This is a genomic window from Paenibacillus sp. SORGH_AS_0306 (assembly GCF_030819345.1).
GTDB classification, from domain to species: domain Bacteria; phylum Bacillota; class Bacilli; order Paenibacillales; family Paenibacillaceae; genus Saccharibacillus; species Saccharibacillus kyungheensis.
The window spans coordinates 2,183,493-2,197,356 of sequence record NZ_JAUTBP010000001.1 but is presented as its reverse complement, the minus strand read 5'-3'; the positions used below and the strand labels follow the sequence as shown (position 1 = coordinate 2,197,356).

11 protein-coding genes are annotated in these 13,864 nt (G+C 38.9%); 8 read left to right on the top strand and 3 right to left on the bottom strand.

Translation table 11 applies throughout. The features are described from left to right. Positions 1–31 precede the first annotated feature (31 nt). The 3 genes from QE450_RS09415 to licT all read right to left on the bottom strand — a co-directional run bounded on the left by QE450_RS09415 (position 32) and on the right by licT (position 4,748). Entirely contained in the window at positions 32–1,492 is a 1,461-nt protein-coding gene (locus QE450_RS09415; RefSeq protein ID WP_307298781.1) for a glycoside hydrolase family 1 protein, read from the bottom strand. 253 nt (positions 1,493–1,745) lie between these two features. Continuing rightward, positions 1,746–3,632: a beta-glucoside-specific PTS transporter subunit IIABC gene (locus tag QE450_RS09410; protein WP_274172761.1), complete on the bottom strand. Its 1,887-nt coding sequence runs from the start codon at positions 3,630–3,632 to the stop codon at positions 1,746–1,748. A gap of 258 nt (positions 3,633–3,890) precedes the next feature. Continuing rightward, positions 3,891–4,748 carry a BglG family transcription antiterminator LicT gene (gene licT, locus QE450_RS09405; protein WP_273612562.1) on the bottom strand — a complete coding sequence of 286 codons (858 nt, stop codon included), beginning with the start codon at positions 4,746–4,748 and terminating at the stop codon, positions 3,891–3,893. A gap of 354 nt (positions 4,749–5,102) precedes the next feature. On the opposite strand from licT, the gene QE450_RS09400 reads away from it, so the two are divergent. The 8 genes from QE450_RS09400 to cydC all read left to right on the top strand — a co-directional run bounded on the left by QE450_RS09400 (position 5,103) and on the right by cydC (position 13,817). Continuing rightward, on the top strand, positions 5,103–5,447 hold the full coding sequence (locus tag QE450_RS09400; protein WP_273612561.1) for a hypothetical protein: 345 nt from the start codon (positions 5,103–5,105) through the stop codon (positions 5,445–5,447). Beyond that, positions 5,390–6,319, top strand: a complete 930-nt coding sequence (gene yidC, locus QE450_RS09395; RefSeq protein WP_301262455.1) for a membrane protein insertase YidC — start codon at positions 5,390–5,392, stop codon at positions 6,317–6,319. The genes QE450_RS09400 and yidC overlap by 58 nt, the downstream gene beginning before the upstream one ends. A gap of 171 nt (positions 6,320–6,490) precedes the next feature. After that, positions 6,491–6,925, top strand: a complete 435-nt coding sequence (locus QE450_RS09390) for a CidA/LrgA family protein (protein WP_307298776.1) — start codon at positions 6,491–6,493, stop codon at positions 6,923–6,925. Continuing rightward, entirely contained in the window at positions 6,922–7,611 is a 690-nt protein-coding gene (locus QE450_RS09385; RefSeq protein WP_273612558.1) for an LrgB family protein, read from the top strand. Before QE450_RS09390 ends, QE450_RS09385 begins: the two co-directional genes overlap by 4 nt. A gap of 216 nt (positions 7,612–7,827) precedes the next feature. Further along, positions 7,828–9,240 carry a cytochrome ubiquinol oxidase subunit I gene (locus QE450_RS09380; protein ID WP_307298774.1) on the top strand — a complete coding sequence of 471 codons (1,413 nt, stop codon included), beginning with the start codon at positions 7,828–7,830 and terminating at the stop codon, positions 9,238–9,240. Beyond that, on the top strand, positions 9,227–10,243 hold the full coding sequence (cydB, locus tag QE450_RS09375) for a cytochrome d ubiquinol oxidase subunit II (protein WP_307298773.1): 1,017 nt from the start codon (positions 9,227–9,229) through the stop codon (positions 10,241–10,243). The genes QE450_RS09380 and cydB overlap by 14 nt, the downstream gene beginning before the upstream one ends. Before the next feature lie 2 nt (positions 10,244–10,245). After that, a complete protein-coding gene (gene cydD, locus QE450_RS09370) occupies positions 10,246–11,997 on the top strand; it encodes a thiol reductant ABC exporter subunit CydD (RefSeq protein WP_307298770.1) in 1,752 nt (583 codons plus the stop codon). Then, positions 11,994–13,817 carry a thiol reductant ABC exporter subunit CydC gene (gene cydC, locus QE450_RS09365; protein ID WP_307298768.1) on the top strand — a complete coding sequence of 608 codons (1,824 nt, stop codon included), beginning with the start codon at positions 11,994–11,996 and terminating at the stop codon, positions 13,815–13,817. Before cydD ends, cydC begins: the two co-directional genes overlap by 4 nt. Positions 13,818–13,864 lie beyond the last annotated feature (47 nt).

The following is a 13,864-nucleotide window of genomic DNA, read 5'->3' as shown; positions in this document are numbered from 1 at the left end:
ATCATAGTACCATATGAAGTGTGTTGCTGTTTTACAGTTCTGCTCCATTCGTAGCAATTACATTTTTGTACCACTCGAAAGAATCTTTTTTGGAACGTTTGAGTGTACCATTACCATCGTCATCTTGATCAACATAGATAAATCCATAACGTTTAGACATTTCAGAAGTAGACATACTTACAAGGTCGATAGGGCCCCAGCTTGTGTAACCCATCAATTCTACACCGTCGGCAATTGCTTCACGCATTTGCTCGATATGTTTGCGCAAGTATTCGATACGATACGTATCATGGATAGAACCATCTTCTTCTACTTTATCAAATGCACCCAGACCATTTTCAACGATAAATAATGGTTTTTGGTAACGATCATAGAAGTTGTTCAATGTTACACGTAGACCGATTGGGTCGATCTGCCATCCCCAATCTGAAGCTTCCAAATAAGGATTTTTTACACCGCCGAATAAGTTACCAGCCGCTTTGTCACCATCTGCTCCTGTAGTTACAGTGATCGACATGTAGTAGCTAAAGGAAATATAATCGACAGTATATTTTTTAAGAATTTCATCATCGCCATCTTCTTTTTGAATCACGATATTATTTTCAGCAAAATAACGGTTCATGAATCTTGGATATTCACCACGTGCATGAACATCAGTGAAGAATAGGTTCATCTGGTTATCATGTTGTGCCTGGCGAATATCTGCTGGATTACTGCTGAACGGATATGTCTCCATACGAGCTAACATACAACCGATTTGAGAACCCGGAATAATTTCGTGACACAATTTAGTAGCGATAGAACTAGCTACAAATTGGTGATGCAACGCTTGATACATTGCTTGTAGTTTGTTTTCTTCGCGATCGATAACAACGCCGCCGCCTGTAAAAGCACTGATCGTCAATACGTTGATTTCGTTAAACGTTAACCAGTATTTTACTTTGTCTTTATAACGAGTAAATACCGTTTCTGCATAACGAGCAAAATGATCAACGACTTCACGATTTACCCAACCGTTATACTTTTCAGTTAAACCGAGTGGAGTCTCATAGTGAGAAAGAGTTACCAAAGGCTCTATATTATATTTACGCAACTCATCGAATACATTGTCATAGAATTGAAGACCTGCTTCATTCGGTTGCTCATCATAACCATTAGGGAAAATACGTGACCAATGAATCGAAAGGCGGAACACTTTGAAGCCCATTTCTGCAAACAAAGCAATATCTTCTTTGTAACGGTGATAAAAGTCGATCCCGTCACGTTTAGGGAAGCGTGCTTCAAATTCACCACTTAGAATTTGTGCAATACGTTCTGAAGAAACTTCCATAGCATGGTTGGTAATTCCGCGTTCTTCTTTTGGAATATAAGCGATCATATCCGCACTGGATAGACCTTTACCATCTACATTATATGCGCCTTCTAGTTGGTTCGCTGCGGTTGCTCCGCCCCATAAGAAGTCTTTAGGAAATCCTTGTTGTACATTCGTCATGTTCATTACCTCTTTCGTCATAGAGTATAAAATTATAATTGAGAATTATGATGATCAGGCGAAAATACCCTATAAAACAACAAAAACCTAAACAGAAAATGAAAGGAAGTCTCCACGTAAGAGTACCTTTACATCATCCATTTAGGTTTTGCCTGCATGACCAGTCACAATCCTGAGTTATTTATTTATCTTTTCTTATTGTAATACACAAGAATAGCGTTTTCAAGCACCTGCCATAAATCTAACGTGAATCTTAGACAACAGCGGTTAATAGATAGTCTTGATTGTTGACTTCGGATTCAGATGTTTTGAGTACATCTAGATAACTAGCTGCATTGGTGACAATAACAGGTGTAGACAGAACATAACCAGCGGCGCGAATCTGCTCAATATCGAATTTGAGCAACAATTGTCCTTGCTCTACGATATCGCCTTCTTTGACCATTTTCTCAAAAAATTGACCTTTCAAACGAACGGTATTCATACCGACATGAATTAACATTTCAGCGCCATCGTTAGATGTGATACCTATCGCATGTCCGGTAGGGAAAACAGTCGTTACTGTACCATTTACAGGTGAAGTCAGTAGACCTGAAGTAGGTTCTATCGCAATACCTTTACCCATAGCACCGGAAGAAAAAGCTGGATCTTCAAGTGACTCTAGTGGCATTGTTGTTCCTTGTAATGGGCTAATAATAACTTCTTTCGCAATAACAGAAGCGGTTGTTGCAGTAGTCGTAGCTGCATTTCCTGTTGGAGCAGGAGCATCATTGGCTGTAACGACTGTAGCTTCTTCTTTGAATCCAAGAATATATACCAACAGAGCAGCTAGAACAAAAGCAACTAGCAGTCCAATCACAACAGCGGCAAATCCTGTACCGATATACGTAGGAAGAGCAAGCAAACCAGGTAGAGCAAAAGCAATCGCTCTTGAGCCACCAGCACCGATAATTGCGCCACCTACAGCACCAGCGATACAAGCATAAATAAATGGTTTTTTCAATTTCAATGTAATCCCGTAAATCGTTGGTTCAGTGATCCCGAAGATTGCAGCAAGTGTAGAAGAACCGGCTAATGCTTTGGTATCTTTATTTCTTGATTTGAAAAATACACCTAAAGTTGCACCCGCTTGAGCCATAACCGCAGCTGTTAACATCGGCAACATTGGATCAAATCCATTAGCTGCAATATTTCCAAGCATAATCGGAACAAAGCCCCAGTGGACGCCGAAAATAACAAATACTTGCCAGAATGCCCCTGCGATACCACCTGCTAGAATAGGGCTCAAATTATAAATCCATGTGAATCCTGATGCTAATCCTTGACTCACTAAATGACCTACAGGACCGAATACAAGGAATGTTAGAGGAATAACAACTAACAAAGCCACCATAGGCACCAAAATATTTTTAACAGATTCATGAATAAATTTGCTTGCAAATCGTTCTACATACGATTGTACCCATACTGCCAAAATAATCGGAATAACGCTGGATGTATAGTTAACCAGTACAATCGGAATATTCAGAAAGCTTAAACTGATCCCACTATCTAATGCTGTCAAAATCGTAGGATAGACTAACGCGCCTGCAATTGCAATCGATACAAACTGATTGGTTTTGAACTTACGCGCAGATGTAACCGCTAGGAAGATCGGTAAGAAATAAAATACACTATCTGATGCTGCATTCAGAACAAGATAGGTGCCTGATGTGTTATCTAGCCAGTGAAGTGCTAGAAATAAAGCAACTAATCCTTTTAATACCCCTGCACCTGCCAAAGCTCCAAGTAGAGGAGAGAAAATACTAGAAATAATATCGACTGCTTTACCTAGTATATTGGTATCTTTATCTGTAGCCGTCGTTGACGCTTCAGTCGATTTCTCTACATCTTGCAAATTCGTTTCCGCCATAATTTTATCGTACACCTGACTAACAGAGTTGCCGATAACGACTTGAAATTGTCCGCTATTTTCGACGACTGTAATCACACCCGGTGTTTTTTCGAGCGTTGCTTTATCTGCTTTACTGGAATCTTTTAAGCTGAAGCGTAGACGTGTTGCACAATGGAATACCGAATTGACATTCGATTCTCCGCCGACCAGATTAATAATTTGTTTGGATAAATCTTGATTACTCATGATTGATAGCTCCTTTATGAATAAATACATCGATTAGTACAAGATCCTCACGACATGTTGGCCGACATGGGTGAAAGGAAAGCTTTACTGTCAATAAAAGAACAAAGAGAAATTGCCGGCACTCTTTATTTTCTTTTATAAACAAGAAAAACCTAAACTCGTGGTGAAATAGACAGCGAACTAGCGCGTCCTTTTCACCATCAGTTTAGGTTTTGCCTGCATAACCAGTCACAATCCTAATGGATGGAATGTATTTAATTATGATTGTTCTTCTTCAATCGTTGTTCGTTCGGTTACCCGGTGAATATGAATAGTGAGATAGACATATTCATCTTTACTCAATGATTGATCATACGTTTTTTCTAAATAATCATTGATTTTGGAGACACATTCAAATGCTTTACTATATGCTGTTTTGACTTGATTATAAAGGAATTCTTCTCCACTATAATGAATCTCTTTGCGTAACAACCGCATCGCAAAATATTGCAGATGAGTAACAAAGCGAGAATAGTTAAGTGACGATTCATCCAATACAATTCCATAATGATAAGTCACGATATTGAGTACATGCTGTACGATCTCTGTCATTTTGATCGTAGCTTGCATTTCATTACCATCCATACGAGCATTTACAATATGAAGAGTGATAAACCCAGCTTCGTCTTCGCCTAATGAAATACCAGTACTGTCTTTGATCATCTGTAAAGCATCTTGACCGACACTGTATTCCTTTTTGTAAAAGCGTTGAATTTCAAAAAGTAACGCATTTTTGATATGAAGTTGTTTCTCATAACGCTCTAATGCAAAATGAATATGATCTGTCAGTGTCAAATAAATATTATCGCTCAATGTTGTGCCTAGCACCGCATTGGCATGATTTACAATTTGATTGACTAGTTCTAGATGGGAGACAGGAATCTCATTCAACAACTCGGTTAACTTGGCTGTGAATTCGTTCTCATTTAACATAAAGATTTTATCTATTTTGGTATCATCTACCGGATCACCAATCACTTTATTAAAAGAAATACCTCGACCCATTACAATAATTTCTTTGCCTTTTTGATTTTTGGTCAGTAGTACATTATTATTTAATATTTTCTCTATAATCATAATCTTCCACCTACAATTCTAAAATGAACGGGGGTTATTTTATAGAAAATATACAGCAATACATGTATATAAATATAAAAAATGCCCGAAATCATTCCAATACCATTTTTCTACAAAATGATATTACAATAATCTCAGGCATTGCCCGCTTAACCGGTCACAATCCTTTAACTAACTTTATTGTAGTATATAATAAAAGCGATTACAAGAGTGATTTGCAGATTTTTTCTAATGTTTATCCATTATTCGTCAAATCATATTATAATTGTCGTAATTTGTCTTATGTAAAAAGGATCGAGTAGTGTTATAATTAACATATTAACTATCTTATGATAGTCAGAGGGGGTGAATACCTTGTTTGAAATGCATGATTGGATACCGTATTTATTTTCGATTGGTCTGTTAATTACAGTGAGTTATGGATATATTGCTCATTTGTATTGCGGAATCACCGAATTTTGGATCAGTAACCGGCAACTTCGTGGACATTATGATCTACCTTTGATCATTTTCAAAACGATACATCATACACCGATAACACTGGCACGAATCATACGCCGTAAAGAAGCTCCTGATGAAGATGCAGGAGATTGCCTATCCTCGTTGAGCCATAAGCAACAACATCAACGAGGAGGAACAACATGCAATTATTCAAGGGATTCACTTTTACGGGAAAACAAGGTCGTATTTACGGTTTAATACTAGGTTTAATGATGATGGTATTATTAGCAGGATGCGGTACCTCATCTGTACAAGAAGTCAATTCATCCACACCCGGCTTTTTTACTCATTACGTTGTCTTTCCATTAACCTATAGTATGCAGCATATTGCAACTTGGTTCGGTGGAAGTTACGGGCTGGCTATTATTACTTTGACACTGGCAGTACGGTTTGCTTTATTCCCATTGATGATGCGTCAAGCTAAAGGTCAACAAGGCATGAAGCGTAAAATGAGCATTATGCAACCTGAACTTGATCAGCTCAAAAAGAAATATGAGAATAAAACCAGTACCGAAGACAAACAAAAGCAACAACAAGAAATGATGGAGATCTACAAAAAGCATAGCTTTAATCCATTAAATATCGGTTGTCTGCCTATTTTGATTCAATTGCCTATTTTATCAGGTATGTATACAGCGATTCGTGCTACACCGGAACTGGCTTCTCATTCATTTTTGTGGTTCAAATTAGGAGAGCCTAACTGGATTATGGCGATTATTGTAGCATTACTGTATATGCTTCAAGCCAAAGTCTCACAGTATAATATGACACCTGAGCAACAAAAACAATTTGCAATTATGGGGTATTTGTCTCCAATTATGATGGCATTTTTCTCATTTAGTGCACCGGCAGCGATGCCTTTATACTGGATGGTGAGTGGATCGTTCTTATTAGTACAGACTTTATTATTCCGCAAAATGTATCCGAATAGTATTCCTGTTCAGACCGCACTTGAAATTGAAGTCGAACCTGAACCTGAAACGTTAGAGCCTGTAGCCATAAGTAACACAAAAGCCAAAAAGCTGGCTCGCCAAGCCAATCAAAGTAAAAATAAGTCTGCAAAAGCATAACGCTTATATGTGTCAGGTAAGATAAGATTTTACATCACAAAAGATCATCACTCTTAAAAAGAAGAGGATGATCTTTTTGATGTGATCTTGCTATAAGGGTAAAACTTGGAGAGGTTTTACACCAAAAGAGATATAGAGATAGAGAGTGAAAGACAAAGGAGAGCTATACGTATGAAGATTATTAAAATGGTGCTTCAAATTGCTGTATTATACCTATTTTACATAATTGGAACGTTAATTCAGCAATATTTTCATTTGTTTATACCGGGCAGTGTGCTAGGAATGTTGTTGTTATTTGCTTTATTAATGTTAAATGTTTTTCCTGAAAAGTGGATTCAGACAGGAGCCAATACTTTGCTGTTCTATTTACCGTTGTTTTTTATCCCGGCGACAGTAGGAGTTATAGAGCATCTCGATTTATTTGCAGGTAAAGGACTATTATTGATTCTAATTGTTGTTATTAGTACATTGTTTACGATCGGCATTACAGGTTTTGTAGCGCAGTGGTTTATTACACTGGCTGATCGATCCAAATCTAATGCACAATCGCCTGCTCTTATACCTGAACACAAATTGATCTATGAAAGTAGAGATCAGCACAAATGAATATAGGTATAGCTTTATTAATGATTGTGATGACGTTGGCGTTATATGTTGTAGCTAGTCTATTGTACAAACATGTACGGATATCAATTCTAATTCCTGTACTAACAACCACTTTTATGATTGTTGTTATTTTACTACTTACGCATACTTCGTATTCTACTTATATGATCGGTGGAGAATGGATCAGTAAATTAATGGGGCCTGCTGTGGTAGCTTTAGCTTATCCGCTGTATCGACAACGACATTTGTTCAAGCAGTACGGGTTATCTATTCTGGGAAGTTCATTAATTGGTGTTGTCGTAGGAATGCTGAGCGGAGTGGGGATGGCTTTGGTATTGGGATTCAGTGAACCTTATATTATTTCTATTATTCCTAAGTCTGTTACGACACCTGTCGCTCTTCAAATTTCGAATAATTTAGGTGGAGAAGCTTCGCTTACTTCTGTCTTTGTAATGATTGCTGGCTTTACAGGGGTTATTTTGGGGCTTGGTTGCCTGAAATTATTTCGGGTTAAAAATGCGATTAGTGTCGGCATTGCGCTAGGTGTCTCATCCCATGCACTGGGAACAGCTAAAGCGTTAGAACATGGAGAAATCGCGGTCTCGATGGGATCATTAGCATTAACAATCAGTGCGATTGTGTCTTCTTTTATCGGGCCATTAATATTAGTAGCGATCTATCATTAAGTTGTTATCATGTAAATAAATAATATAAAAGTAGTGATCTCAAAGTCGATGAATTTCATCGGCTTTTTTTATTTTGTGATCTCAATCACATTTTGTCACTTTTTGTTACATTTTTAAAGAAAATTTGTGATTTTAATCACAATCGTATCTATGACTTTTTGACTACAATGTATTTAGTTTTTTAATCAATTTTCAGAAAAGAAAGGAAGTTATCGGATGGATGTTCTTATGCTATCCCGGATTCAGTACGCGCTAACGACCGTATTTCACTTTTTCTTTGTACCGGTATCGATTGGGCTCGTATTGTTGGTAGCTATTATGGAAACGATGTATGTTATCACTAAAAAAGATCAGTACAAAGTAATGACCAAGTTTTGGGGCAAGCTGTTTTTGATCAACTTTGCTGTTGGAGTGGTTACAGGGATTTTTCAAGAATTTCAATTTGGCATGAATTGGTCTAATTATTCACGTTTTGTAGGTGATGTGTTTGGTGCACCACTTGCAGTAGAAGCTTTATTTGCCTTTTTTCTGGAGTCTACGTTTATTGGATTATGGATCTTTGGTTGGGAACGCTTGTCTGCCAAAGTACATTTACTCTGTATATGGTTAGTAGCGTTCGGAACAACATTATCTGCATTCTGGATATTAACAGCGAACTCATTTATGCAACATCCTGTCGGATTCACGATCAATAATGGACGTGCCGAAATGAATGACTTTTTTGCTCTTATTACCAATGGTCAAGTGTTGGTTGAATTTCCACATACCGTATTTGGTGCTTTTGTTACTTCAGCCTTTCTTATGGCAGGAATCAGCGCATATAAAATGCTGCGGCGTGAAGATATTGAAGTATTCCGCAAGTCATTTCAAATTGCGATTATTGTAGGCATCGTATCATCGTTAGGAGTAGCTTTTAGCGGTCACTCTCAAGCTCAATATCTAGTAGAAACGCAACCAATGAAAATGGCTGCTGCTGAAGGGGTATGGAACACTACTGCTGAAAAAGCACCCTGGATGTTAGTAGGTGGAATTGATACCAAGATGCAACAAAATACATTCGAGATTAACTTTCCACTTAAAGGATTACTCAGTTATCTATCATATGGAAAATTCACAGGTTCTGTGACAGGGATGAAAGAACTTCAAGCTCAGTATGAGCAAAAATATGGCGAAGGCAATTACATACCACCTGTCAAAACAACATTTTGGAGTTTCCGTATTATGGTAGCTAGCGGCATGTTAATGATCGCTTTATCTGCTTATGGTGTGTATCTAATGTTCCGACGCAAAGTAGAACAAGCACCGAAATGGTATTGGTATGCGATGATGTATGGGATTGCGTTACCTTTTATCGGCAATACATCCGGTTGGATTATGACAGAAGTGGGTCGTCAACCATGGACAGTATTTGGACTCATGACTACCGCAGATAGTGTATCACCAAGTGTATCCGCAGGTTCTGTGTTATTTTCGACGATTACGTTTACTCTGGTCTATACCGTTCTTGGAGCAATCACAGTGGTTTTATTTGTTCGTGAAATAAAAAAAGGCCCAGGTGATGAACATTCGCATGACGATCATTCCAATGATCCGTTTGAAATGGAGGAGTTGAAACATGCTATCTCTTAATGAAGTATGGTTTGTATTGATCGCTGTATTGTTTGTTGGTTTTTTCTTTTTAGAAGGTTTTGATTTTGGTATCGGTATGTCTACGCAGTTGTTAGCTCGTAATGATATGGAACGTCGTATGCTAATTAACTCAATTGGGCCTTTCTGGGATGGTAATGAAGTATGGTTAATTACAGCAGGCGGAGCGATGTTCGCGGCATTTCCGAACTGGTATGCGACAATGTTTAGTGGCTTTTATCTTCCTTTTGTAGCCTTATTGCTGGCTTTGATCGCTCGTGGTGTTGCTTTTGAATTTCGTGGTAAAGTCGGTCATTCTGCATGGAGCAAGACGTGGGATATGTGTATCTTTTTCGGTAGTTTGTTACCGCCTTTGTTATTCGGTGTGGCTTTTGCAACGATGCTCAAAGGATTACCAATAGGAGCAGATATGGAGATGCATGCAGGGTTTGGAGATATTATTAATCCTTATTCTCTTGTAGCAGGTGTAACAACGGTTATGCTCTGTATCGTGCATGGTTTAATGTTCGCTGCACTACGCACTACAGGCGATATTCGAGTACGAGCAAGTGTAATGGCACGTAAATTGCTGATCCCACTTGCAGGATTGTTGGTCTTACTTGCTATCTTGACCTCTGTATATACAGATGTTTTTACTGTACGTGGTCCGATTCTAATCGCTATAGCAGTCGTAGGTGTGATTGTATTTATACTTGCAGGATATTTTATGAAACAAAAGCGCGAAGGATGGGCGTTCGGTATGACAGGCGGATTGATTATTTTATCGATTGCTTCTGTTTTTATCGGCTTGTTCCCGCGTGTAATGGTCAGCTCGCTAGGAGCCATGTATGATCTGACTTTATACAATACAGCTTCCGGGCATTATTCGTTAAAAGTAATGACGATTGTAGCCTGTACATTATTACCGTTTGTACTTGGTTATCAAATCTGGACATATTTTGTGTTTCACAAACGTCTACACGAAAAAACACATTTGGAGTATTAATCATGGGTAAAGGGCTAATCCAACTACAAGGCATCAAACCGATTATGGCATTAACAGGTCTATTCACATTCGTGCAGACAATCGTTATTATTATGCAGTCGTTATGGTTGGCAGAAGCGGTCTCCGGTTTATTTACCGGGGATTCTCTTCATCATCAGCTTGGTCATGTCTTCGGATTCGTAGGTGCTCTGGTTGTTCGACAATTATTATCAGTAATCATGCAAAAAATAGCATATGATTTCGCAGAGCGGACAGGCAGAAGTATGCGCAAGCTGATGATGGATCAATTATTTGAACTTGGACCTACATTTGCAATGGGACAGGGGACAGGTAATCTTGTAACACTTGTGCGTGAAGGTGTATCCAAGTATAGAACATATCTGGAGCTGATTATTCCGCGTATGATGTCTAATAGTCTCACTCCGTTATTGATTGGGATTTTTATTTTAAAGTTAGATTGGATCTCGGCACTGATTCTGGGAGCTGTATTTCCGTTATTGATTATTTTTATGATTTTACTTGGCTTGGCTGCGCAAAAACAAATGGATAAGCAATGGGCAACATATCGCGTATTATCTAATCATTTTGTCGATTCATTAAGAGGGCTTGAGACTTTACGCTTTCTCGGTCGGAGTCGTGCGCATGAAGAAACGATAGGACGCACCAGTGAACGTTATCGTAAAGCAACGATTTCTTCGATGCGTGTTGCTTTTTTATCTTCATTTGCTTTGGATTTCTTTACGATGTTATCTGTTGCTTGTGTAGCGGTGAGTCTGGGGCTTCGCCTTGTCCATGGCACTATTATTTTAGAACCGGCGTTAACGATTTTGATACTTGCACCTGAATTTTTTGTACCTATTCGTTCATTAGGAGCGGACTATCATGCCACGATGGATGGCAAAGAAGCTGGTGAAGATATTCAGCGTATTATCCATACCTCTACCACGATCGGTACAGTAGATGCACAGAACACTAGCGATATGCATCGTTCTAAGCCTGTATGGTCAGCTTCCAGTCAGATGGTATTGAATCAGCTTTCTGTACAGCATGATGCAGAAAGTAACTTCTCTCTTGAACAGCTTAATCTTCGTATTGGAGGTTATTGCAAAATTGGTATTATTGGTGAAAGTGGAGCAGGCAAATCAACACTGATCGATGTATTAAGTGGGTTTCTTACACCTACACAAGGAGAAATCCTATGGAAGGATAGTCTAGGAGAAAGTTATCCGCTCAATTCTAATGTCTGGCGTCAACAAACGACATATATTCCACAGCATCCTTATCTATTCAGTGGCACATTAGCAGATAATCTTAGATTGTATGAACCTGAAGCAACCGATGAGCAATTATGGCAAGTCATTCGTGATACAGGATTATATGATCTGGTCAGCCAATTGCCTCAAGGTATCGAAGAACCGGTTGGAGGAGCTGGACGCACACTCAGTGGAGGTCAAGAACAACGTGTTGCGCTTGCACGCGCTTTGTTAGGGCAACGGCAGATTATGTTATTAGATGAGCCGACAGCACATTTAGATATAGAAACAGAGTATGAATTAAAGCAGACTATGTTAGAGCTTTTTAATAATCGATTTGTGATTCTAGCTACTCATCGCATGCACTGGATGGTGGATATGGATTGGATTATTGTATTAGAACATGGACAGATTGTAGAGCAAGGCACTCATGAACAATTACTAGCACGTCAAGGTGCTTATTGTCGTCTGATTGATAGTCAATGGGGGGAGAGCGCATGAGCAGTCAGGGATGGGTAATGTCTTATATGCGTGTTCATGCGTTTCGATTTGCAGGTATTATTGCTATTGGCGCATTGACGCTACTGTCAGCAGGGATGTTGACTTTTACATCAGGATTTTTAATTTCCAAAGCAGCCTTATGTCCAGAAAATATACTGATGTTATATGTACCGATTGTAGGAGTACGCGCATTTGGGATAGGCAGATCGGTGTTGCGCTATGTAGAACGTCTGCAAGCTCATGATGCGGTACTGCGTGTATTATCCAAAATGAGAGTGCGTCTATATCGAACGTTGGAGCCTCAAGCATTACAACTGAAGTCACGTCATCAGACAGGCGATCTATTAGGCATGATGTCTGACGATATCGAATCTCTGCAAAATATGTATGTTCGTACTATTTTTCCAGGTATCACTGCACTGATTATGTATGGAGCGGTTGTCTGTGCGCTCGGTTGGTTTGATATGTCTTTTGCAATGTTGATTGCTGTGTATATTTTGATTCTGATTGTGATTGTACCGATCTTTTCGCTTCTGATGACACGTACATTTCAGAAAAGACTTAAAAGTAACCAATCTGCGCTCTACCGTCACTTAACCGATGCTGTACTTGGACTAAGCGATCTGATGATTAGTGGACGAGCAAGTGAATTTGTGAATCAGTATGAAGAGAGTGAACGTCAGGCAGCCGTATATGAACGTAAATTAAGCCGTCACAAACGTTATATCGGTCTAATTACTCAGACAGTTATAGGATTGATTGTCGCACAGATGGCAATCTGGGCAACGTCACAAGTAGGCGAAAATGGAATGGATGCGACATTATTAGCTGCTTTTATTCTAGTCGTTATTCCACTTGCAGATGCGTTTATCCCTGTGACTGATGCGGTGCAGCGTATTCCTGTATATCAAGAATCACTTCAACGTTTAGCACAGATCGAACAATCAACAGTTTATCCCAATAAAGAACATGCTCAATCTTCTCAAAACTTCACATATCTTGCTAGCATCAATGATTTTTCCAATGATGATCAATTCTTTATTGAGAAAGCTACTAGACCACCTGCTATTACATTAAAAGAGATTTGTTATAGTTATCATGAGCCAAATGAGTATGCAGTCAACAATATAAGTATAGAAGTAAAGTCCGGTCAAAAAATAGCTATTATCGGTCGCAGTGGAGCAGGCAAGTCGACCTTGCTTAAATTAATACAGGGCGCTTATCTTCCTCAGCAAGGGCAGATTTATATTCAAGGTAAAACGATAGCAGAGTGGGGCGATCAGATTACAGAACAAGTATCTGTACTGAATCAGAAACCTTATCTCTTTGATACCAGCCTACTAAATAATATTCGTCTTGGTCGTCCAACAGCGACAGAAGAGGAAGTCAGACAGGTGATAGAGCAAGCACAATTAAGCGAGCTGATTGCTTCTTTACCAGAAGGAGATCAGACTCCAATGCGTGAAGCCGGTCAGCGCTTCTCAGGAGGAGAACGTCAGCGTATTGCTCTTGCACGTGTATTGTTGCAAAATACGCCGATTGTGATTCTGGATGAGCCTACAGTCGGTCTAGATCCACGTACGGAACGTGAACTTATTCGTACGATACTGCAAAGTTTACAGGGCAAAACATTGATCTGGGTTACCCATCATCTGCTTGAAGTACAACAGATGGATCATATTATATTTATGGATCAAGGAAAGATTGCGATGCAAGGGACTCATGAATACTTAATTGATTCTTCTGAGCGTTATCACAGATTATATCAATTAGATCATCCCCAGTGGCGACAACGTACACTAGAGAAAGTATACACATAATATAAGTAAGATATAAAGTTTTTAAATGATGATGCACCATAATAAAA